This is a genomic window from Streptomyces sp. UF-297 (genome assembly GCF_058245575.1).
In genome coordinates this window covers 17,652-40,025 of sequence record NZ_JBSIBZ010000090.1, presented here as the reverse complement: position 1 = coordinate 40,025, position 22,374 = coordinate 17,652, and the positions used below count along the sequence as shown (strand labels likewise).

General features: G+C 72.0%; 19 protein-coding genes. 11 read left to right on the top strand and 8 right to left on the bottom strand.

The features are described 5' to 3' along the window. Window positions 1–450 precede the first annotated feature (450 nt). Window positions 451–900: a PTS sugar transporter subunit IIA gene (locus AC4IJH_RS35635; RefSeq protein WP_490856118.1), complete on the top strand. Its 450-nt coding sequence runs from the start codon at window positions 451–453 to the stop codon at window positions 898–900. A 77-nt stretch (window positions 901–977) separates the two neighbouring features. Further along, window positions 978–2,648: a phosphoenolpyruvate--protein phosphotransferase gene (gene ptsP, locus AC4IJH_RS35630; protein ID WP_490856117.1), complete on the top strand. Its 1,671-nt coding sequence runs from the start codon at window positions 978–980 to the stop codon at window positions 2,646–2,648. A gap of 79 nt (window positions 2,649–2,727) precedes the next feature. Here ptsP and AC4IJH_RS35625 read toward each other — a convergent pair whose 3' ends face one another. Continuing rightward, window positions 2,728–3,633, bottom strand: coding sequence for a DUF8829 domain-containing protein (locus AC4IJH_RS35625; RefSeq protein ID WP_490856116.1), 906 nt, complete (start codon window positions 3,631–3,633; stop codon window positions 2,728–2,730). Window positions 3,634–3,734: 101 nt separating this feature from the next. After that, complete coding sequence (locus AC4IJH_RS35620) at window positions 3,735–5,747, bottom strand: acetoacetate--CoA ligase (protein WP_490856115.1); 2,013 nt, start codon at window positions 5,745–5,747, stop codon at window positions 3,735–3,737. A 267-nt stretch (window positions 5,748–6,014) separates the two neighbouring features. On the opposite strand from AC4IJH_RS35620, the gene AC4IJH_RS35615 reads away from it, so the two are divergent. From AC4IJH_RS35615 to AC4IJH_RS35600, 4 genes are all read left to right on the top strand, one after another. Then, window positions 6,015–8,384, top strand: a complete 2,370-nt coding sequence (locus AC4IJH_RS35615) for a glycoside hydrolase family 31 protein (RefSeq protein ID WP_490856121.1) — start codon at window positions 6,015–6,017, stop codon at window positions 8,382–8,384. A gap of 120 nt (window positions 8,385–8,504) precedes the next feature. Further along, window positions 8,505–9,326, top strand: a complete 822-nt coding sequence (locus tag AC4IJH_RS35610) for a M15 family metallopeptidase (protein WP_490856114.1) — start codon at window positions 8,505–8,507, stop codon at window positions 9,324–9,326. A 278-nt stretch (window positions 9,327–9,604) separates the two neighbouring features. Continuing rightward, complete coding sequence (locus tag AC4IJH_RS35605; protein WP_490856113.1) at window positions 9,605–9,781, top strand: SH3 domain-containing protein; 177 nt, start codon at window positions 9,605–9,607, stop codon at window positions 9,779–9,781. A 352-nt stretch (window positions 9,782–10,133) separates the two neighbouring features. Continuing rightward, window positions 10,134–10,484 (top strand): Mpo1-like protein, encoded by a 351-nt coding sequence (locus AC4IJH_RS35600; RefSeq protein WP_490856112.1) that lies wholly within the window; start codon window positions 10,134–10,136, stop codon window positions 10,482–10,484. 44 nt (window positions 10,485–10,528) lie between these two features. On the opposite strand, the gene AC4IJH_RS35595 is transcribed toward AC4IJH_RS35600, so the two are convergent. From AC4IJH_RS35595 to AC4IJH_RS35580, 4 genes are all read right to left on the bottom strand, one after another. Further along, complete coding sequence (locus AC4IJH_RS35595; protein ID WP_490856111.1) at window positions 10,529–11,341, bottom strand: ABC transporter permease; 813 nt, start codon at window positions 11,339–11,341, stop codon at window positions 10,529–10,531. 36 nt (window positions 11,342–11,377) lie between these two features. Continuing rightward, window positions 11,378–12,193, bottom strand: a complete 816-nt coding sequence (locus tag AC4IJH_RS35590; RefSeq protein WP_490856120.1) for an ABC transporter permease — start codon at window positions 12,191–12,193, stop codon at window positions 11,378–11,380. Between the two features lie 131 nt (window positions 12,194–12,324). Further along, on the bottom strand, window positions 12,325–13,494 hold the full coding sequence (locus AC4IJH_RS35585) for an ABC transporter substrate-binding protein (RefSeq protein WP_490856110.1): 1,170 nt from the start codon (window positions 13,492–13,494) through the stop codon (window positions 12,325–12,327). A gap of 128 nt (window positions 13,495–13,622) precedes the next feature. Then, window positions 13,623–14,678 carry an ABC transporter ATP-binding protein gene (locus tag AC4IJH_RS35580; protein WP_490856109.1) on the bottom strand — a complete coding sequence of 352 codons (1,056 nt, stop codon included), beginning with the start codon at window positions 14,676–14,678 and terminating at the stop codon, window positions 13,623–13,625. Between the two features lie 122 nt (window positions 14,679–14,800). Here AC4IJH_RS35580 and AC4IJH_RS35575 point away from each other — a divergent pair, with 122 nt between their 5' ends. The 5 genes from AC4IJH_RS35575 to glpK all read left to right on the top strand — a co-directional run bounded on the left by AC4IJH_RS35575 (window position 14,801) and on the right by glpK (window position 21,067). Further along, window positions 14,801–15,265 (top strand): Zn-ribbon domain-containing OB-fold protein, encoded by a 465-nt coding sequence (locus tag AC4IJH_RS35575; RefSeq protein ID WP_490856108.1) that lies wholly within the window; start codon window positions 14,801–14,803, stop codon window positions 15,263–15,265. After that, window positions 15,262–16,452 (top strand): lipid-transfer protein, encoded by a 1,191-nt coding sequence (locus tag AC4IJH_RS35570; protein WP_490856107.1) that lies wholly within the window; start codon window positions 15,262–15,264, stop codon window positions 16,450–16,452. The genes AC4IJH_RS35575 and AC4IJH_RS35570 overlap by 4 nt, the downstream gene beginning before the upstream one ends. 207 nt (window positions 16,453–16,659) lie before the next feature. Further along, window positions 16,660–18,411 carry an EAL domain-containing protein gene (locus AC4IJH_RS35565; RefSeq protein ID WP_490856106.1) on the top strand — a complete coding sequence of 584 codons (1,752 nt, stop codon included), beginning with the start codon at window positions 16,660–16,662 and terminating at the stop codon, window positions 18,409–18,411. A 286-nt stretch (window positions 18,412–18,697) separates the two neighbouring features. After that, the gene (locus tag AC4IJH_RS35560; protein WP_490856105.1) at window positions 18,698–19,465 is read left to right on the top strand and encodes an MIP/aquaporin family protein; all 768 of its coding nucleotides are present in this window, start codon (window positions 18,698–18,700) and stop codon (window positions 19,463–19,465) included. A 45-nt stretch (window positions 19,466–19,510) separates the two neighbouring features. Continuing rightward, window positions 19,511–21,067 (top strand): glycerol kinase GlpK, encoded by a 1,557-nt coding sequence (gene glpK / locus AC4IJH_RS35555; RefSeq protein WP_490856104.1) that lies wholly within the window; start codon window positions 19,511–19,513, stop codon window positions 21,065–21,067. A gap of 133 nt (window positions 21,068–21,200) precedes the next feature. On the opposite strand, the gene AC4IJH_RS35550 is transcribed toward glpK, so the two are convergent. Both AC4IJH_RS35550 and AC4IJH_RS35545 read right to left on the bottom strand, forming a co-directional pair. Further along, a complete protein-coding gene (locus AC4IJH_RS35550; protein ID WP_490856103.1) occupies window positions 21,201–21,809 on the bottom strand; it encodes a GTP-binding protein in 609 nt (202 codons plus the stop codon). Window positions 21,810–21,947: 138 nt separating this feature from the next. Next, window positions 21,948–22,364 (bottom strand): DUF742 domain-containing protein, encoded by a 417-nt coding sequence (locus AC4IJH_RS35545; RefSeq protein WP_490856102.1) that lies wholly within the window; start codon window positions 22,362–22,364, stop codon window positions 21,948–21,950. Window positions 22,365–22,374: the final 10 nt, after the last annotated feature.

Here is a 22,374-nt window from a genome sequence, read left to right as displayed (position 1 = left end):
GGTATCAACATATCTGGCGTTGACTTTTGGCACGCTGTTGAGTTCTCAAGGAACGGACGCTTCCTTTGGTCCCGTTTTACCGGGCCCTCCGGGCGCTTCCCTTCGGTGTTTCACACTCTATCAGGCCCTTTTCGGCTTTCGAACCGAGGCTTTCTGCAGGCATGCAGAATTCGATTCAAGAAACTTGATCAGGCTCTGATGGGGTGCCGCCCACTGTCTTGATCGCTGTGATGGCGACCTGGCGACCGGGGCAGGAGTCCGACAGTACATGTCCCGTCTGGGCGAGGCAAATCGATTGTTTGGGGAGCCGGGGCGCCTCGGGTGGGGTCCGTCGGCTGGTGTCGCTCATGCGGAACCCTCAGTTCCTATGACTTACGCTTCTGAACGGTGCGCCGTCCAGGACAGGTAGTGACGGCGGCCTGATGAATCTCCACCCCTGGGAGGCTTCCCATGACCACCGTGACGTCCCCTCTTGCCGGACGCGCCATCGGACTCGCGGCAGTGCCCGACCCGGTGTTCTCCGGCGCCATGGTCGGACCCGGTACCGCTATTGACCCGGCTCGTGAGCCGTCTGAGGCCATTGCGCCTATCGATGGTGTTGTTGTTTCGCTGCACCCCCACGCCTTCGTCGTCGTCGACAGCGAGGGGCACGGCGTGCTGACGCACCTCGGTATCGACACCGTTCAGCTCAATGGCGAGGGCTTCGAGCTGCTCGTCAACAAGGGCGACACCGTCGCGCGCGGCCAGGCTGTTGTGCGTTGGAACCCGGCTGCCGTCGAGGAGGCCGGGAAGTCGCCGGTCTGCCCGATCGTCGCGCTCGAGGCCACCGCCGACGCGCTCAGTGATGTGCGCGAGGACGGCGATGTGAAGGCCGGCGACGAGCTCTTCGGCTGGCAGTGAGCGGGCGCCGTCCCTGACGGCACGTACGACAACCACCGCGGCGGCAGTGACCGCCGCATCAACCGGAGACGGGTGAAATGGAGACAACGCTGCGAGGCGTCGGCGTGAGCCACGGTGTGGCCATCGGCGAGGTCCGGCACATGGGCACGGCGGTGCTGGAGCCGCCGGCCAAGCAGATTCCGGCGGAGGAGGCGGAGCGCGAACAGGGGCGCGCTCGCCAGGCCGTGGAAGCTGTGGCCGCGGACTTGATCGCGCGGGGCAATCTGGCGGGCGGCGAGGCGCAGGCCGTGCTCGAGGCCCAGGCCATGATGGCGCAGGACCCCGAGCTGATGGCGGACGTCGAGCGTCGCATCGCTGTGGGCAGCACCGCCGAGCGCGGTGTGTATGACGCGTTCGCCGCCTACCGGGCGCTGCTGGCGGGGGCCGGCGAGTACCTGGCCGGTCGGGTCGCCGACCTCGATGATGTGCGGAACCGTATCGTCGCCCGCCTGCTGGGCGTTCCGATGCCGGGTGTGCCGGACAGCGACGAGCCGTATGTGCTCATCGCGCGGGACCTGGCGCCGGCCGACACCGCGCTGCTGGACCCGGCTCTGGTGCTCGGGTTCGTGACCGAGGAGGGCGGGCCGACCAGCCACAGCGCGATTCTCGCGCGGGCGCTGGGTGTGCCGGCCGTGGTCGCGCTGCCGGGCGCCGGTGAGCTGGCCGAGGGCACCGTGATCGCCGTGGACGGCAGCACGGGTGAGGTCTTCGTGGACCCGAGTGCGGAGAAGCGCTCGGCGATGGCGAAGGCGGCCGAGGAGCGGAAGGCCGCGCTGGCGGCGTCGTCCGGTCCGGGTGCCACCTCCGATGGGCACAAGGTGCCGCTGCTGGCGAACGTCGGCGGTCCGGGCGATGTGCCCGCGGCGGTCGAGGCCGGTGCGGAGGGCGTGGGTCTGTTCCGTACCGAGTTCCTCTTCCTCGACGACAGTGCCAAGGCGCCGTCGGAGGAGAAGCAGGTCGAGGCGTACCGGAAGGTGCTGGAGGCGTTCCCCGAGGGCCGCGTCGTCGTGCGCGTGCTGGACGCGGGTGCCGACAAGCCGCTGGACTTCCTGACGCCGGCCGATGAGCCCAACCCCGCGCTGGGTGTCCGCGGTCTGCGGACGCTGCTGGACCACCCCGAGGTGCTGCGTACGCAGCTGACGGCGCTGTCCAAGGCTGCCGAGGGGCTGCCCGTCTACCTCGAGGTCATGGCACCGATGGTGGCGGACCGGGCCGACGCGAAGGCGTTCGCGGACGCGTGCCGTGAGGCCGGGCTGCAGGCGAAGTTCGGTGCGATGGTGGAGATTCCGTCCGCCGCGCTGCGGGCGCGCTCGATCTTGCAGGAGGTCGAGTTCCTTTCGCTGGGGACCAACGACCTGGCGCAGTACACCTTCGCTGCGGACCGTCAGGTCGGTGCGGTCTCGCGTCTGCAGGATCCGTGGCAGCCGGCGCTGCTCGATCTCGTGGCGGCTTCGGCCGAGGCCGCGAAGGCCGAGGGCAAGAGCTGTGGTGTCTGTGGCGAGGCGGCTTCGGACCCGCTGCTGGCGTGTGTGCTGACCGGGCTCGGGGTGACCAGCCTTTCCATGGGCGCGGCCTCGATTCCGTATGTGCGGGCGACGCTGGCCAAGCACACCCTGGCGCAGTGCGAGCGTGCCGCGGCCGCGGCGCGTGCGGCGGACAGCGCCGAAGAGGCGCGGGTGGCCGCGCAGGCGGTGCTGTCCGGGGAGTGATCCTTCGGTAGCGCGGTAGTAGGGGACGGCCGTCCCGCCCTTGTGGCGGGGCGGCCGTTCGCATGGGTGGGCGCTGGTGTCAGTGGTGCGGGTGGTCGGGCGGTGGGGGCGGCAGAGCGATGCCCGGTCGGTAGTCGACGCCGGGCTCCGGTGGGACCGGTTCGCCGGTGTCGGCGTCGGTGCAGTACGCGGTGAACACCTCGGCGGAGGTGAGGGGCTGGAGCCAGGCGCCGCGCAGGGACCAGCCGCGGACGGTGTCGTCCTCGCCGTCGCCGATGGTGCGCGAGACGACGCCGCCGGGTCCGTGCAGGGCGATTCCCGCGGCCAGGACCGTACAGAAGAGAAGAGCGTCCGGTTCGGCGAGGCGGGGGCGGTCGTCGTTGCCGCACTCGGCGTGCAGCACGGCGAGCAGCGGGGTGTCGGCGACCGGGACGCTGCACACGAGGTGGTGGCTGCCCTCGGACAGGGCGTCCAGGAGGCCGGTCAAGGCGAGGGTGGCGCGCTGGAAGGAGGCGTGGGCGATGTCCTCGTCGCACTCGGCGCAGTGTCCGGCGTGGGAGAGGAGTGCGGTGGCGCAGTCCCAGGTCGCGCGCCGCTCGGACTCGTCGATCAGCAGCGGCAGGAGCTGGGGCAGGGGCTGGCCGGTGTAGGTGATCGTGGCGCCCGTGCCGGGGAGTTGGACCGTATAGCGGGTGCGGCTGCCGGGGGTGTCGGGGTCCAGGCGGGAGTCGGCGCAGAATTCCTCGTACTCGGCCGGGTCGAAGAGCGCGATGGTGGTGGGCACGCCCTGGGCCGCGAGGAGGCGCAGCAGGGTCTCCACCTGCTGGAGATAGGCCGTGTGGTCGTCGAACGGGAAGCTGGGGTAGCGGCGCATGGCCGCGAAGTCCGCTTCGTCGGCCAGGAGGGCGACGGTGCTGGGGACTTCGCGGCGCAGCGGGTGGTCGGCGGTGGTGCGGTCGGTGTGCTTGCCGGATGCGGATGTCATGACTCCCCCTTGGGCTCTGTGTGAGCCGACGCATGCGTATCACTTGCTCACCGAGAGTAATCGAGGGGTCTGACAATCCGCGCTGGCTTGGGCTTTGGGGGTTACTGTGCGCGTTCGGCGGCGATGTTCTCGTAGAAGCGGAGGAGTTCGAGGTTGTCGACCGAGCCGGGGTTGACGGCCTTGTCGAGGGGGGTGCCCTGCAGGAGGCGTTTGATGGGGACCTCGATGCGCTTGCCGGTGAGGGTGTGGGGGATGCCGGGGGCTTCGATGATGTCGTCGGGGACGTGGCGCGGGGAGAGCTGTTCGCGGATGGTGCGCTTGATGCGGTCGCGCAGGGTGTCGTCGAGGGTGGCGCCGGGGGCCAGGTGGACGAAGAGGGGCATCCAGTAGCCGCCGTCGGGGAGTTCGAGGCCGATGACGAGGGATTCGCGGATCTCGGGAAGGCGTTCGACGGCCTCGTAGATGTCGGCGGAGCCCATGCGGACGCCCTGGCGGTTGAGGGTGGAGTCGGAGCGGCCGTGGATGACGACGCTGCCCCGGGAGGTGAGGGTGATCCAGTCGCCGTGGCGCCAGACGCCGGGGAACATCTCGAAGTAGCTGTCGTGGTAGCGGCTGCCGTCGGGGTCGTTCCAGAAACGGACGGGCATGGAGGGCATGGGGTTGGTGACGACGAGTTCGCCGACCTCGTCGGTGAGCGGCTTGCCGCTCGGGTCCCAGGACTGCAGGTCCGTGCCGAGGCAGGCGGCCTGGAGTTCGCCGATGTGGACGGGGAGGGTGGGGACGGCGCCGGCGAAGCAGCTGCAGACGTCCGTGCCGCCGCTGACGGAGGCGATCCACAGGTCCTCGGCGCCGTCCTGGTGGATTTCGTCGTGCAGCCAGCGGAAGCCGTCGGGCGGGAGCGGGGAGCCGGTGGTGGCGACGCACTTGACGGTGGACAGGTCCAGGTCGCGGCCCGGGTGGATGCCGGCCTTGCGGCAGGCCATGACGTACGCGGCGGAGGTGCCGAAGAGGGTGGTGCCGGTGCGTTCGGCCACTCGCCACTGGGCACAGACGTCGGGGTGGCCGGGGCTGCCGTCGTACAGGACGACCGTGGAGCCGACGAGCAGGCCGGAGACGAGGAAGTTCCACATCATCCAGCCGGTGGAGGTGTACCAGAAGAAGCGGTCCTCGGGGCCGAGGTCGCAGTGCAGGCCGGTCTGCTTGAGGTGTTCGAGCAGGATGCCGCCCTGGGACTGGACGATGGCCTTGGGCAGGCCGGTGGTGCCGGAGGAGTACAGGACCCATAGGGGGTGGTCGAAGGGGACCTGTTCGAAGACGGGTTCGGTGGTGTGGGAGACCGTTTCGGACCAGTTCAGGGCGCCTTCGGGGGCGTCGGTGCCCAGGAGGGGGATGTGGATGACGGCCTGGAGGGTGGGCAGTTCGCGGCGGAGTTCGGCGACGGTGTCGCGGCGGTCGTGTTCCTTGCCGCCGTAGCGGTAGCCGTCGACGGTGAACAGGACGACGGGCTCGACCTGTTGGAAGCGGTCCAGGACGCTGCGGGCGCCGAAGTCGGGGGCGCAGGAGGTCCAGACGGCGCCGACCGCGGCGGTGGCCAGGAGGGCGACGACGGCCTGCGGGACGTTGGGGACGTAGCCGCTGACGCGGTCGCCGGGGCGGATGCCGAGGCGGCGCAGTTCGGCGGCCAGGGAGGCGACCTGGGCGCGGAGTTCGGACCAGGTCACGGGCGAGGGGTCGTGGGTCTCGTCCACGTGGAGGAGCGCGGGGGTGCCGGCGCGGGCGGGGTCCTCGGCCGCGCGCAGGGCGTGCTCGGCGTAGTTGAGGGTGGCGCCGGGGAACCAGCGGGCGCCGGGCATGGCGGTGTCGGCGAGCACGGTGTCGTACGGGGTGGTGAAGCGGACCTCGAACCATTCGGCCACGGCCTGCCAGAAACGCGCCAGTTCTGCGACGGACCAGTGGTGCAGTGCGGCGTAGTCGGCGGCCGCGTCTCCTACGGGCGCGGGGGCTCCGTGGTGGGTGGCGGCGTAGTCGTGGAAGCGGGTGATCTGTGCTCCCGCGATGCGGTCCGGGCCTGGCTGCCACAGGGGTTCGGGCTGCGTGGCGGGTGCGGTGGTCATGATCGGCTCCTGGGCTGTACGCGTCGTGGGCGTCGGGTACGCGCACGGCTGGGGGTCCCCCAGCGCCGAGAGGGGCGGGTGCGCGCAACACGGCTTGGCAGGACGATGCCACGTGATCGACTGGTGCACCAGAGTCGCCCCGCCATATTCGGGGGCCGGCGGGTGTGGTGTCGCCGTGGATGCGGCGCCGGTCCCCCTCAGGTGAACGGGAGTTGAACGGTGCCCGCGCCGGGCGGCACCAGTGGCAGGGTGAGCAGGGTGATCGGGATGGACGGGCGGGAACGGGTGCGTTCGGGGAAGAAGATCGAGGCTGCCAAGGCCGTGCGGGCGATGGCGTCCGTTCAGGGGCTGCGTTCGGTGCGCGCGGCGTGGCGGCGGCGCCGGGCCGATGCCCGGGGGCTGCCGGCGCAGGGGCCGGAGCTGGCGCGGGTGCCGGGGGCGGCTCAGGGGGCCGAGCCGCAGCCCGGGGGCGGGGTGGTGCACTTCGCCCGGTCCTCGCTGCGGATCAAGGTCGCTTCCGGTGGCGCGGTGTTCTGCGGGTGGGACGGGGCCGAGCCCGAGCCGTCGTACGCGCTGGCCGGGGCGTGCCCGGAGCCGGACGGGCGGGCGGTGCTGGAGCCGGACACCGAGGGCGGCTGGCGGGTGGTGTCGGAGCGGGTGACGGTGGCGGTGTCCCGGCACGGGGCGGTGGAGGTGCGTACCCCTGGCGGGGTGGTGCTGCGGCGGGAGCTGGCGCCGCGCTGGTGGGACCGTACGGACGGGGCGGACGGGCCCCGGTGGATACAGCGGTCGGAGGTGGCGGCGGACGCGCGGTTCTTCGGGCTCGGCGGGCGGGCGGGCGGGCCGCGGCTGCGGGACGGCACGTACCGGCTGTGGAACACGGACCCGGGCGGGCATTTCGGGCCGGGGGACGATCCGCTGTACATCACGATGCCGGTGCAGTTGGTGGTGGCGGACGCCGGTACGCATCTGGTGTTCGTGGACAACTCCTGGGACGGGTCGGTGACGCTGCGCGAGGGCGAGGAGGGCGCCGGGTCGGGGCACGACCGGTCGGGCGCCTGCGAGTTGCGCATGGCGGGCGGGCCGCTGCGCTATTGGGTGCTGGTGGGCACGCCGGCGCGGGTGCTGCACGGCTGGGTGCAGCTCACCGGGGCGCCGGCGGTGCCGCCCGGCTGGGCGCTGGGCTATCAGCACGCCCGGTGGGGTTTCGGCAGTGAGAAGGAGGTGCGGCGGGTCGTCGCGGGCTATCAGGAGCGGGGGCTGCCGCTGTCCGCGGTGCACTTGGACATCGATCACTACGACGGTCACCGGATCTTCACCGTGGACCGGGGCCGCTTCCCCGACCTGCCGGGACTGGCCCAGGAGCTGCGGTCGCAGGGCGTACGGCTGGTGTCGATCGTCGATCCGGGGGTGAAGGCGGAACCCGGCAATCCGGTGTACGAGGCCGGGGCGGCCGCCGACGCGTTCGTACGGGATGGGCGGGGGCGGGCGGTGCGCGGGGTCGTCTGGCCCGGTGAGGCGGTGTTTCCCGACTTCACGGACGCGCGGGTGCGCAAGTGGTGGGGCGGGCTGTACGCGGAGCGGCTGGCGCAGGGTTTCTCGGGCGTGTGGCACGACATGAACGAGCCGGTGTCCTTCGCGGCGTTCGGCGAGACGACGCTGCCCCGGTCTGCGCGGCATGCGCTGGAGGGGCGGGGCGGTGACCACCGGGAGGCGCACAACGTCTACGGCCTGGCGATGGCCAGGGCCGGCTACGAGGGACTGCGGGAACTACGGCCCGGGGAGCGGCCGTTCCTGTTCTCGCGCTCGGGGTGGGCGGGGATGCAGCGGTACGGGGGCACCTGGTCGGGGGACGTGGCGACCGGCTGGCCGGGGCTGCGGGCCTCGCTCTCACTGGTGCTGGGGCTGGGGCTGTGCGGGGTGCCCTACAGCGGGCCGGACATCGGGGGGTTCTCCGGGATCCCCTCCCCCGAGCTGTATGTGCGGTGGTTCCAACTCGGCGCGTATCTGCCGCTGTTCCGCACGCATTCGGCGATCGACGCGGGGCGCCGGGAGCCGTGGGAGTACGGGGCGCAGGCGCTGGCGCACGCCGAGGCGGCGCTGCACGACAGGGCGCGGCTGCTGCCGTACTTCAGGACGCTGGCGCGGCTGGCGCATGTGACGGGGGCGCCGTACGCGCGGCCGGTGTGGTGGGCCTCGCCGCGGGACCGCGGGCTGCGTGACTGCGAGGACGCGTTCTTGCTGGGGGGTGCGCTGCTGGTGGCTCCCGTATTGGAGCCGGGCGCCCGGGTGCGGTCGGTGCGGCTGCCGCGCGGCCGGTGGTACGACACGGTGAACGGGCGGGCGTACGAGGGGCCCGGGCGGGTGACCGTGCCGGCGCCGCTGTCCCGGATTCCCGTCTTGGCGCGGGCGGGCGCGGTGCTGCCGGTGGCCGGTCCGGACGGGGAGACGGAGCTGGAAGTGTGGGCGCCCGCCGAGGGGCGTACGGGAGGCGGCCTGGTGGTGCCGGATACCGGGGACGGGTGGCAGCGGCCGGGGGTCGAGCGCTTCGAGTCGCGGTGGGTGGAGGGGCGGGTGGTGGTGGAACGGCAGGGCGGGAAGGACGTGGGGTACAGGGTGCGGGTGCGCGGGGTGTGAAGGGCGGGGAGCTGGGGGTCTGAAAGGCAGGGCCCGGGGGGGGTGGAAGGCGGGCGGGGGTGCGGGGCGGTACGGCTCGGCGTCTTCCGTGCGGGGTGGCGCGGCTGGTAGAGGAGGGCCATGCTTCGACTCACTCCTGCACTGCGAGGGCTGGCCGTCGCCGCCACCGCCGTACTGATCGCCACCGCCCTGCCGTCCGGGGCGCAGGCCCGTACCGAGCCCAAGGCGCCCGAGGAGTTCGTGGCGCTGCGGGACGTGGATCCCACGATCCTTCAGGACATCCGCTACTACACGCCGCACAATTTCGTGGGCGAGCCGGTCGACGGCTATCGCGCGCCGATGTGCATCGTGACCCGGGACGCGGCGCGGGCGCTGCACCGGGCGCAGTTGGCGTTGCTGCGGCGCGGGTACGGGCTGAAGGTATACGACTGCTACCGGCCGCAGCGCGCCGTCGACCATTTCGTGCGCTGGGCCAAGGATCTGGACGACCAGGCGATGAAAGGTGAGTTCTATCCGCGGGTCGACAAGTCGCGGCTCTTCGAGGACGGTTACATCGCGGAGAAGTCCGGGCACAGCCGCGGCAGCACGGTGGATGTGACCATGGTGCGGCTGCCTTGGCATCACACGCGCCCGTACCGCCCCGGTGAGCCATTGGTTTCGTGTTATGCGCCCAAGGGTGAGCGTTTCCCCGATAACTCGGTCGATATGGCGACGGGATACGACTGCTTCGACACTCTGTCGCACACACTGGATTCGCGTGTGCAGGGTCGGCAGCGCGCCAACCGGTTGCTGCTGAAGGAGACTCTCGAGCGGTCGGGGTTCGTGAATCTGCCCGAGGAGTGGTGGCACTTCACGTACAAGCCGGAGACCTTTCCCGACACCTACTTCGACTTTCCGGTGTCGCGGCGGTCGTTGAGCGGTGGGGTGGCTCAGGGGCGGTGAGACGGGGCTGGTGAACCGCTCTCCGGGGCGCTGAAGGGCGAGTTGGGGGCGCGTATAGGGGAGCGCGGCGGGGACGAACCTCACCCGATTGAGCGATGCCGGTGCCGGGGCCGTGCAAATTACTCTGGTAAGCGGCGTCAGGGAGTTTTCTACTGACGCTTCACGGACGACTCAAGGGGGAATGGTCATGTCGGCTCCGAAGAAGAGCATGCGAAAGACCAAGGCGGCCGCAAGCCGTTTCGCAGCAGGCCGAGCAGCGCGTACAGCTCGTGTGCACGGTGAACGACAACGGAGTCAACTTCCGGGGCGGGCCCGGCCCTGAATACCCGGTTCTCGGCCAGGTCAACAAGGGACAGAAGATGAACGCCCACGGCCAGCAGGGGGTTTGGATGAAGGGGGATCTGTGGGGCGGGGCCACGGGCGTATGGATTCACGTGGCCTATCTCGACTGCTGAAATAAAGCGCGGTTTCTGATGTGAAACCGCGGGCAGGAACTGGGCTCCCTGGAATCAGGGACGGCCCGCGCAATGAGGCGGATCAGCCGGGGAAGACGAGGCTGGTCCGCCTCTGCGTGTGGTGCCGCGGGGGAACCAGGGGGCTCCGGTGGCGGACATGGGGCCGGCGAGCCGGGCGTACGGCACGGGCTGGGCCGGTGGTACGGAATCACCCCCGTCGATCCCGTACCGCCGACCCTGTTCATGTGGACGCGGCAGGGCCACATCCGGTTCAACGAGTTCGTCATGACCGACGGGACGTTGGTGACGGCGGGGGCTGGCCGTGCCCGCCGGGCGCGCATAGCGTGCGGGCATGACTGCTCAAGAGTTCGGTTCCTACGAGGAGTTCTGGCCCTACTACGTGGCGATGCACTCCAAGGCCGCGACCCGCTGGGTGCATCTGACCGGCACCCTGACCGGCCTGGCGGTGTCGGCGTACGGGGTGGCCCGGCGGCGGCGCGGGCTGCTCCTGGGCCTGCCGGTGATCGGGTACGGAACGGCCTGGCCGGCGCACTTCCTCATCGAGCGCAACAACCCGGCGACGTTCGGGCATCCGCTGTGGTCGCTGCGCGGCGATGCGGCGATGATCCGGATGATGCTGACCGGGCGGGACGGCGAGCTGGCCGAGATCGCGGCGAAGTGGCTTGCGGAGCACGGGAGTTAGGTGGAGGCGGCGACGCGTATTCCTGGCGGGCTGGCAGTGGGGGTTCACAGGCGGCCGCCCGCTGGGTCGGAGGAGAGGCGTTGGGCTGCGTAGACCGGGAGGACGGAGAGGGGGATGAGGAGGGCGGCGATGGCGTTGACGGTGGGGGCCTGGTGGGGGCGGGCGAGGTTTTCGTAGATCCAGATGGGGAGGGTGGTGGTGCCGGGGCCCGCGGTGAAGGTGGTGACGACGATTTCGTCGAAGGAGAGGGCGAAGGAGAGGAGGGCGCCGGCGAAGAGGGCGGAGCGCAGGGCGGGAAAGGTGATGTGGCGGAAGGTTTGCCAGGGGCGGGCGCCGAGGTCCGCCGAGGCCTCGGCCAGGGAAGGGGCTAGGCGGCGTAGTCGGGCGGCGACGTTGTTGAAGACGATGACGACGCAGAAGGTGGCGTGTCCGATGACGACGGTGGTCAGGCCGAAGCCGATGCCGAGCGGGTCGAGGACCGTGCGGAAGGCCGCGTTCAGGGCGATGCCGGTGACGATGCCGGGCAGCGCGAGCGGGAGGACGATCAGGAAGGAGACGGCGCTCCGGCCGAAGAAGCGGTGGCGGTGCACGGCGAACGCGGCGAGGGTGCCCAGGACCAGCGCGACGGCGGTGGCGCCGAGGGCGGCGCGCACGGAGGTCCACAGGGCCTCGCGCGGGCCGGGGCTGTGCAGCGCCTGGGCCCACCACCGGCCGGTCACTCCGCTGGGCGGCCAGGCGAAGGAGCGGTCGGCGTTGAAGGAGTTGAGGAGGGTCAGGAGCAGGGGGAGGTAGATCAGGCCCAGGCCGGCGGCGGTGATGACGGCCAGGGTGATGCGGGCGGTACGGGTCAGGTGCACGGGAACCTCCTCCCGGGCTGTTGGCCGGCGGGCGGGTCACAGGGCGTCGAGGGCTCCGGTTCGGCGTACGGCGGCCAGGTAGAGGACGACGAGGGCGACGGGGACGGCGGAGAGGGCGGCGGCGAGCGGGAGGTCGAGGGTGACCTGGGCGGCGATGGCGTTGCCCAGGAGCTGGGTGCGCCCGCCGACGATCTGGACGGTGAGGTAGTCGCCGAGGCTGAGCGAGAAGGTGAAGACGGAGCCGGCCAGGACGGCGGGGCGTACGGCGGGCAGGACGATGTGGCGCAGGGTGCGCCAGGTGCCCGCGCCCAGGTCGGCGGAGGCCTCCAGCTGGTGGGCGGGCAGCCGTTCCAGGGCCGCGTACACCGGCAGGATCATGTACGGCAGCCAGAGGTAGGCCAGGACGAGGACGACGGCGGTGGCGCCGTAGCCGGGGCCGTGCAGTCCGAGGGGGGACAGGGCGGCGTTGACGATGCCGTTCTCGGCGAGCATGACCCGCCAGGCGTACGCCTTGACCAGGTAGCCCGCCCACAGGGGGGTGAGCACGGCGACCAGCAGCGCGCGCCGCAGGCGGCCGCGTGCCACCCGTGCCATGAAGAAGGCCATGGGCAGGGCGAGCAGCGCGTCCAGGAGGGTGACGGCGAGGGCGATGGCCGGGGTGCGCAGGGCGATGGTGCGGTAGACGGGGGTGGTGAGGATCTCGGTGAGGTTGTCGGCGGTCCAGGTGTGGACGACGTCGGAGGTGAAGGGGTCGGTGCGCCAGAAGGCGGACAGCAGCAGGACGGCGAGCGAGCCGAGGTAGGCGAGGAAGAGCCAGAGCAGGGGTGGGGTGAGCAGGGCGGCGAGGCGCAGGCGTGTGCCGGGCGGGCGGGGGACGGTCTTTGTCGGTGTGCCCCGTGTCGGTGTGCCCCGTGTCGGTGTGCCTGGTCTCGGTACGTCCTGTCTTGGTGTGTCCCGCTCCCCCACCGGTCCGGCGGTCCCCGTCAGCCCTTGATCTCCGTCCAGGCGCGGGTCCACCGGGCGTAGTCGGTGCAGGGCGTGTTCTTGCGGCCGTCCAGGCACTGCTCGACGGGGGTGGTCCAGAAGTGGACGCGCTGGTAGTAGCTCTCGTCGTTCGCGTGGTAGGTGGCGCAGTGCCGGGGGTCGGTGGTCGCGCGGCAGGCCCTGGCGTTGGCGGGGGCCTCGCCGAAGTACTCGGCGACCTGGGCGTTGACCTTGGGCGAGATGATCCAGTCGAGCCATTTGTAGGCGCAGTTGGGGTGCTTGGCCTTGGTGGAGATCATCCAGGTGTCGGACCAGCCGGTGGCGCCTTCCTTGGGGAGGACGGCCTTGACGGGTGCCTGTGCCGCCGTGGCGGTGTTGGCGATGACCTGCCAGGTGGTGCCGATGACGCTGTCGCCGCTCTTGAAGGCGGTGACTTCCTTCTGGTAGTCGCTCCAGTACTCGCCGATGTGCCGGCGCTGCTTCTTCAGCAGGTCGACCGCGGCGACCAGTTGGCGCTCGTCCAGGGCGTAGGGGTTCTTGATGCCCAGGGAGGGGCGGGACTTCATGAGGTAGAGCGCGGCGTCGGCGATGTAGATGGGCGAGTCGTAGGCGGTGACGCGTCCGGAGTAGCGGCCCGCGTCGTCGAAGACGGCCTTCCAGGAGTCGGGGGCCGGTTTGACCTTGTCGGTGCGGTACATCAGGAGGTTGGCGCCGCGGCCGTGCGGGATGCCGTACATCTTCCCGTCCTTGGAGTTGAAGGGGCGCATCTTCAGGCCGGGGAAGACGTCCTTGTAGTGGGGGACGAGGGCGGTGTTGACGGGGGCGGCGTCCTTGGCGGCGATCAGGCGCAGGGTGGCGTCGCCGGATGCGGAGACCGTGTCGTACTGGCCGGTCTTCATCAGTGCGACCATTTCGTCGGAGGTGCCGGCGACCTTGGTGTTGACCTGGCAGCCGGTGCGCCGTTCGAAGGGGTGCACCCAGTCGGCCTTGGGGTCGTTGGAGCCGTCCTCGGCGTATCCGGCCCAGGCGATGATGTTGACGCGGCCCTCTCCCTTGCCGACCTCGCGCTGTTCGGGCGCCGATTCGGCGTCGTCGCCCGTGCCGCAGGCGGCGGCCAGGAGCAGGATCACGGCCGCGGCGGCGGCCCTTGGCACGATCGCACGGCGCATGGGGGACCCTTCCGTCGCACACGGCTGATGGGCCCCGCCAGTATCCGGATCCCGGCCGCCCTCCACCAGGGTGCGTCACTCGGTGATGGCATCAACTCGGCCAGCGAGAAAGGCTTCTTGACGGTACGTCAGTCGGGTACGGGGATCGCGTCCTCGGTGTTCCACAGGACGCGTACGGGTGCGCCCGGCCGGGCCGCGGGCGGCAGGCCGGAGGCGTTGAGGCGCAGGACGGTCAGCCGGTCGCCGCCGGGGTCGAGGCGGATCGCGAAGCGGGTGTACGCGCCCGCGTGGGCGATGTCGGTGACGGTGGCGCGGGCGGACCGCTCCCCCGCCGCGGGCGCTTGGTCCGGGTCCGCGAGGCGCAGGCGTTCGGGCCGGATGCTGTAGGTGCCGGGGCTGCCGGTGACCCGGGCCGCGGTGGCGCCGCGCAGGAGGTTGGTGGTGCCGACGAAGCCCGCCACGAAGGCGGTCGCCGGGTGCTCGTACACCTCCAGTGGCCGTCCGGTCTGCTGGATGCGGCCGCCGTCCAGGACGGCGATGCGGTCGCTGAGGGTCAGCGCCTCCTCCTGGTCGTGGGTGACCAGGAGGAAGGTGATGCCGGTGGTGCGCTGCAGGGCCTTGAGTTCGGTCTGCATGTGGCGGCGCAGGGCGAGGTCGAGTGCGCCCAGGGGTTCGTCCAGCAGGAGCAGGCCGGGGCGGTCGACCAGGGCGCGGGCCAGGGCGATGCGCTGGCGCTGGCCTCCGGAGAGCTGGGCGGGGCGGCGCGGTCCGTATCCCTCCAGGCGTACGGCGGCGAGCGCTTCGGCGGCGCGGGCGCGGCGTTCGGCCCTGCGGATGCCGCGGACCATCAGGGCGTAGCCGACGTTCTGCTCGACGGTCATGTGCGGGAAGAGGGCGTAGTCCTGGAAGACGGTGTGCACATCGCGGCGGCCGGGCGGGTGGGCGGTGACGTCGCGTCCGGCGAGTTCGACGCGGCCTGCCGTGGGGGGTTCGAAGCCGGCGACGAGGCGGAGCAGGGTGGTCTTTCCGGAGCCGGAGGGGCCCAGGAGGGAGAAGAACTCGCCCGGTGCGATGGCGAGTTCGGCGATGTCGAGGGCGCGTACGGTCCCGAAGTCCTTGGTGAGAGAGGTCAGTCGGACCGCGGGCGGAGGACTCGGGGAGGTTTCCCGTACGGGTCCCGTCATGCGCACTCCCCTCGTGGGCTGATCGCGCCGGTTACTGTACCGGGGTTTCGCGCGGGGCGGCAGCGTGCCACACTTCTGACGCTACGTCAGATCTGGTGCGGCTGGCTGTTCCTGGAGGGGTTGTGGCGGCTACGCGTCGGCCTGTGGTGCCGGGCTGGTTCACGCACGACGCGGCGGATTTCCGGCTGCTGGGGACGCGCTGCGCCGACTGCGGCGCGGTCTTCTTCCCGCGCGAGGACGCGCTGTGCCGCAATCCGGCGTGCGGCGGGACGGAGCTGGCGCAGATACCGCTCTCCCGGCGCGGCACGGTGTGGTCGTACACGGACGGGCGCTACCGGCCGCCCGCCCCCTATGTGAGCGACCCGGACGCCGAGTGGGAGCCGTACACCCTGATCGCGGTGGAGCTGGCGGAGGAGCGGATGGTGGTGCTCGGGCAGGGCGCGCCGGGTGTGACGGTCGCCGATCTTTCGGTCGGCGCGGCGGTCGAGCTGGTGCCCGGGGTGCTCGACGAGGACGGTGAGCACATCTGGACGACCTGGCACTGGCGGCCGGTCGGGGACCGGGGCGCGGCGGAGGGGCGGGCATGAGCGGGGATGTGGCGGTGCTCGGCGCCGGGATGCACCCGTGGGGCAAGTGGGGCCGCTCCTTCGTGGAGTACGGCACGCGGGCGGCGCGCGCGGCGCTCGCGGACGCCGGTCTTCCGTGGGGTGCGATCGAGTCGGTCGTCGGCGCGAACACGGTGCGCGCCGGGTATCCGGGCCAGGTCGCCGGGGCGACGTTCGCGCGGGCGCTGGGCTGGCAGGGCGCCCGTGTCACCAGTGTGTACGCGGCCTGTGCCTCCGGGGCGCAGGCCCTGAACGCCGCGCGGGCCCAGATCCTGTCCGGGCAGGCCGAGGTGGCGCTGGTGGTGGGGGCGGACGCCGCGCCCAAGGGCTTCTTCGCCCCGGCGGGCGGCGAGCGGCCGGAGGACCCCGACTGGCTGCGGTTCCGCGTGCTGGGTGCCACCAACCCCGCCTACTTCGGGCTGTTCGCGCGCCGCCGGATGGCGCTGTACGGCGACACCGTGGCGGATTTCGCGCAGGTGAAGGTGAAGAACTCGGCGGCGGGGGCGGCCAATCCGTATGCCCGCTACCGCAAGGAGGTCGCGGCGCGGGAGGTCGCCGCCTCGCCCGTGGTGGCCGATCCGCTGCGGCTGCTGGACATCTGCGCCACGTCCGACGGCGCGGCGGCGCTGGTGCTGTCGAGCCTCGACTTCGCGCGGCGGCGCGGGGTCGTCGATCCGGTCCGGGTGCGCGCCGTCTCCACGGCCACGCCGCGCTATCCGCGTACCGATCTGGATCTGCCCGATATCGCCACCGACTCCGCGGCGGCCGTGCCCGCTCCCGAGTGCGCCTTTCGGCCCTCCATCGCGCGCGGTGCGTACGAGGAGGCGGGTATCGGGCCCGAGGATCTTTCGCTCGCGGAGGTCTATGACCTGTCCACCGCTCTGGAGCTGCAGTGGTACGAGGACATCGGGCTGTGCGGGGCGGGTGAGGGCGCGAAGCTGCTGCGCTCGGGTGCGACGGGGCTGGGCGGGCGCATTCCGGTGAATGCCTCCGGAGGGCTGGCGTCCTTCGGCGAGGCCGTGCCCGCTCAGGCGATCGCGCAGGTCTGCGAGGTGACCTGGCAGCTGCGGGGCTGTGCGGGGGCCCGGCAGGTTCCCGGTGCGCGGGTAGGACTCACGGTCAATCAGGGGCTGTTCGGGCACGGCTCGGCGGTGGTCGTGGTGCGGTAGCGCCGCGCCGGCGGGCCGCCATGAAAGTGCAGCCCGATCGGGGGCCGGTCGCGCAGTTCCCCCGCGCCCCTTGCCGGGGCACGAAGTGCACCGGACTTCAGAGCGCCCTGGGCCCCCGCAGCCCAGGCGGTCGTACGCTCCGGAAGGGTGCGTGAACAGTGCGTGAACCGGGTGCCGTTGGGGTGCGGGGAGGGGAATGCTGCTGGTGTGCCTCCCTGGACGGACCACCTCCGCTTCGCCTTCCAACCTGTCGTGAATCTCGCGACCGGCTCGGTCGCCGCGCTGGAGATACTCGCCCGCCCCGAGGCCGGTGATGTCATCGCGGCGGCGCACCGCTCCCCCGACATCGACGTCGAGCTGGCCGCGCTCGGTGTGCGGGCGGCGGCGCGGCAGGAGACGCTGCTGCCGCTGCATGTGAACGTGTTCGCCGCCACCGTCGCGGAGCTGCCGGGGCTGACGGCGCTGCGCAAGGCGGTGCACGACGTGGGGCGGCGGCCGTGGGAGATCACCGTCGACATCGGCGGACCGTTCACGCACGTGCCCGGCGCGGCGCTGCTGGAGGCGGTGGACGGGCTGCGCGAGGAGGGCTACCGCATCTGCGCCGACGGGGTGGGGGACGGGGACATCCCGCTGCGGCTGCTGGGTGAACTTGCCGCGGATGTGGTGAAGTTGGATGCTTCGCTGGCGCAGGGTCCGAAGGGCGGCCGGGGGCGGTGGGCCGCGGTGGCGGCGATGCGGCAGCTGTGCGATGTCACCGGCGGGCTGCTGGCCGTGGAGGGGGTGGAGACGGAGCGGCAGTACGCGGCGGTGCGGGAGGCGGGGGTACAGCTGGCGCAGGGGAATCTGTTCGCGCCGCCCGCCCGGCGGCCCGCGGCTGACGTGTATCTGCCCGCGGCCCACCCCTCCGCCGCCGCCCCGGGCGCACGGGCGGGCGGCGCCGGAGCCGTCCCCGCGGGCGGTCCCGCCGTACGCTGCGGGCCGCCCGTCGCGCAGTTCCTCCAGCCCGCCGCGCTGCTGGCGATGTCCGCCTCGGCCGGGGAGGTGCGCCGCCATCTCACGGGCTTTCCCGGGGTGTCGGGGGTGCTGCTGGTGGACGCCGACGGCGTTCCCGTACGGGCCGTGCACCGCGACCGGTTCCTGCTCTCGCTCTCCGGCCGGTACGGGCACGCGCTGTACGCCGACCGGCCCGCGCTGCGGCTGGCCGAGCAGCCGCGCACCGTCGGCGCGGACGCCACCGCCTGGGAGGTGCTGGATGTGATCGCGGACGGCGGGCGGGAGCGCACCGGCGACGATGTGGCGGTGGTCGACGAGCGCGGGCGCTGTGTGGGGGTCGTGCATCCGTCGGACATCGTGCGGGCGCTGGCCGAGAGTCGGGTCGAGGAGGCCGCCCGCCTCAACCCCCTGACGCGGCTGCCCGGTTCGGACGCGGTCAACGCGGAGGTGGACCGGCGGATCGCCGACGGGGTGCCCTTCGCGCTGAGCTGGCTGGATGTGGACGGCTTCAAACAGGTCAACGACGGGGCCGGGTTCGCGGCGGGCGACGAGCTGATCCGGTCGGTGGGGCGCGCGCTGGCCGAGTCGGCGGCAGCGCATCCCGCCCTGCGGGTGGGCCACATCGGCGGTGACGACTTCCTCGTACTGGCGCCCGAGGACGGCCTGGAACCGGTCGTGGCGGCCGTGCTGGACACCCGCTGGGAGGCGGGCGGCCGGGCGGTGACGCTCTCTCTTGCGACGGTGGTGTGCCCGCCGGGCAGCGTGACGGGGCACCGGCAGGCGGCGGCCGCCCTGGCGCCCCTGAAGAAGGCCGCGAAAGAGCTGGCCGGGGCGAGCTGGGTGGTGGGGCGGCCGGGCTCGCGGCGTACTGAAGTACGCAGGGGCGGGGCGGCGCGCGTACCGGGTCCCGCCGGGCACCGGGCGCCGCGCGGGACGGAACACAACGACGCACGAACGCGTGGTTAGCGTTCAACAGTTGGTGTGGTAGCCGACCTTGACGCTCCATCACCTCCGGTGAACACTTCCGGGTGTCAGTCGGCATCGTCGCACGCAGGCACCCCCCTGGCCGCGTGGCAGCGACTTCGCGCTGCCCGATCCCCCTGGGCGATTCCGACGCGCCGGCACGCTCGACGCGGACGCGAGGCGGGATGCGCTCGGCATCCACCCGCCGCAGGCTCCGCGGCCGCAAGAGGTACGCACCTGGTACGCAGGACCGGGGGAGCTTCCCCGGGCGAAGGCCAAGGGAGCCGCCATGTATTCCAACGGGGACATCTTCGTCGGTGAGGTCATCGGCACCGCGATACTGATCCTTTTCGGCGCAGGGGTGTGCGCCGCGGTCAATCTGCACTACTCCAAGGCCAGGTCCGCCGGCTGGGTCGTCATCGCCTTCGGATGGGGCCTGGGCGTCCTCGCCGGGGCGTACACCGCCGCTCCGCTGTCCGGCGGGCACCTGAATCCGGCGGTGACGCTGGGCTCCGCGGTGGCCGACGGCACCGACTGGGGCAAGGTGCCCGTCTACCTCGGGGCGCAGCTGGTGGGCGCGATCGCGGGCGCCGTGCTGGCCTGGGCGGCCTACTACCGGCAGTTCGCCGCCAACGCCGAGGCGGACAAGGCCCAGCCGACGGTGGGCAACTTCGCCACCGTTCCCGAGGTCAGGGCGCCCGTCGCCAACGTGCTCACCGAGGTCATCGCGACCTTCGCGCTGGTCCTCCCGCTGCTGTTCTTCGGCCAGAACAAGGGCATCGGTATCGGCCAGGTCCCCGGCGAACAGGCCGGTGTCTACGGCTCCGGCATCAACGTCCTGCTCGTGGCCCTGCTGGTCGTCGGCATCGGCCTGAGCCTGGGCGGTCCCACCGGATACGCCATCAACCCCGCCCGCGACCTGGGCCCGCGCATCGCCCACGCCCTGCTCCCCATCCCCAACAAGGGCTCCTCGGACTGGAGTTACGCGTGGGTCCCGGTGGCGGGGCCACTGATCGGCGCCGTGCTCGCCGGCCTCGTGCACAACGCGGCCTTCTGAGCCGGGCCGCACCCGCGAACCCAGGAGACGGAGTCAGGAGACGTCATGACGGACAGCACCGGCAAGGGCGGCAGGGCTGAGCAGGCTGGTCGGGCCGACACCTACGTCGCCGCGATCGACCAGGGCACCACGTCCTCCCGCTGCATCATCTTCAACCACGACGGCGCGATCGTGTCCGTGGACCAGCGTGAGCACCGCCAGATCTTCCCCAAGCCCGGCTGGGTGGAGCACGACGCCACCGAGATCTGGTCCAAGGTGCAGGCCGTGGTGGCGGGCGCGCTCGCCAAGGCGGGGCTGCGCGCGGACCAGCTGAGCGCGCTGGGCATCACCAATCAGCGCGAGACCACGGTCCTGTGGGACCGCACCACCGGCAAGCCCGTGCACAACGCCATCGTCTGGCAGGACACCCGTACCTCGGCGCTCTGTGCCGAACTGGGCGCCACCGACGGCCAGGACCGCTTCCGGGAGGCCACCGGGCTGCCGCTGGCCAGCTACTTCTCCGGGCCCAAGGCCGCCTGGCTGCTGGCGAACGTACCCGGTCTGCGGGCCCGCGCCGAGCACGGCGAGATCGCCTTCGGCACCATCGACTCCTGGCTGATCTGGAACCTGACCGGCGGTACGGACGGCGGGGTGCACGTCACGGACGTCACCAACGCCTCGCGCACCCTGCTGATGGATCTGCGCACTTTGCAGTGGGACCCGGCGATCCTGGCGGCGATGGAGCTGCCGGAGGCGATCCTTCCGGAGATCCGTTCCTCGTCGGAGGTGTACGGCAGGGGCGTGGGGCAGCTCAGCGGCGTCCCGGTGGCCTCGGCGCTGGGCGACCAGCAGGCCGCCGTGTTCGGCCAGACCTGCTACGGCGTGGGCGAGGCCAAGAACACCTACGGCACCGGCTCCTTCCTGCTGCTGAACACCGGGGAGCGGCCGGTGCCCTCCAAGAGCGGGCTGCTGACGACGGTGGGCTACCGGCTCGGTGACGCACCGCCCGTGTACTGCCTGGAGGGCTCCATCGCCATCACCGGCGCCCTGGTCCAGTGGTTCCGCGACCAGCTGGGCATCATCGGGTCCGCCGACGAGATCGAGACGCTGGCGGCGAGTGTGTCCGACAACGGCGGCGCGTACATCGTCCCGGCCTTCTCCGGGCTGTTCGCCCCGTACTGGCGCTCCGACGCGCGCGGTGTGATCACCGGTCTGACGCGGTATGTGACCAAGGCGCATCTGGCGCGGGCCGTGCTGGAGGCGACCAGCTGGCAGACCCGCGAGGTCGTGGACGCGATGTACCAGGACTCGGGGGTGCGGATCAGTTCGCTGAAGGTGGACGGCGGGATGACCGTCAACAATCTGCTGATGCAGCATCAGGCCGATGTGCTGGGCGTGCCGGTGACCCGTCCGGTGATCGCGGAGACCACGTGTCTGGGCGCCGCGTACGCCGCGGGACTGGCCACCGGGGTGTGGCAGGACCTCCAGGAGCTGCGGGCGCACTGGAAGCGGGACACCGAGTGGCTGCCGCGGATGGACGCCGAGACCCGTGAGCGGGAGTACGGCCACTGGCGCAAGGCCGTTGAGCGCAGCTTCGGGTGGCAGGAGGACGGGAATGGCTGAGCGGCGCGCCGGGCGCAGCTTCGGGTGGCAGGGGGACGGGGCGGACTGACGGGGGCGCGGCCGCGATCGGGCGCGCGAAAGCGTACGGCCCGTACCCCGGACGGCGGGGTACGGGCCGTACTTCCGCGCCGCGTCAGGGCAGCGCGGGCTCGCGCCGCTGGGCGCCGATCCGGGCGGCGTGTTCCACCACCGCGATCAGTACGTCCCGTGCGGAGTTCTTCTCCCGTGCGTCGCACAGCACCACCGGCACGTCCGGGTCCAGGTCCAGCGCCTCGCGCACCGTCCCGGCCGGATAGCGCTCGGCGCCCTCGAAGCAGTTGACGGCGACGGTGAAGGGGATGCCGCGGCGTTCGAAGTAGTCGATCCCGGCGAAGGAGTCCTCCAGGCGCCGGGTGTCGGCGAGCACGACGGCGCCCAGCGCGCCCTGGGCCAGTTCGTCCCACAGGAACCAGAAGCGGTCCTGGCCCGGTGTGCCGAACAGGTACAGCACCAGGTCCTCGCGCAGGGTGATCCGCCCGAAGTCCATGGCGACGGTGGTGGTCGTCTTGCCCTCCACGCCCCCGGTGTCGTCGTACGGGCGGCCCGCCTCGCTCAGCCGCTCCTCGGTGCGCAGCGGCTTGATCTCGCTGACCGCGCCCACCAGGGTCGTCTTGCCGACCCCGAAGCCGCCCGCCACCAGGATCTTGAGCGTGACGGGGTCGGCCACGCGCCCGCGACGCCGCTCCGAACGCCCGAAGACCATGGCACTCCTCTCCCGACGGCCCGGTGTGCGGGCCGTGTTGCCGGCCGGCCGGTGCCGGGCGGTTGCTGCTGTGGGCTCCCGGCGGGTCGCCGGGGCCGTGGTGGACGTGGGGACGTGGGGACGTGGGGACGTACGAGGTCACAGCGCCCGCAGGCCGTTGATCACCTCGCGCAGGATCTGCTCGTCGGGCAGTTCCGCCGGGGGTACGGGGCGCGAGACATGCACCAGCTCCGCGTCCAGGAGGTCGCCGATCAGGACGCGGACGACGCCGACCGGGAGGTCCAGTCCGGCGGCGAGTTCGGCGACCGAGACCGGGGCGTCGCGGCACATCGTGACGATGTCCAGGTGCTCCGGTGACAGGGTCTGGTCGCCGGACGGCTCGGCCGGGCCCGTGCGGTCCTCGGCGATCACCACGGCGATCAGGTCGAGCCGGTCCTCGGCCGCGCTGCGGGTGCGGCCGCGGGTCATCGCGTAGGGGCGGACCACCGGGCCGGCCTCGTCGTCGTACCAACTTGCCGTCCCCTGGCCGGAGTCGGCAGAGCCGGATGGGGTCATGGCGTCACCG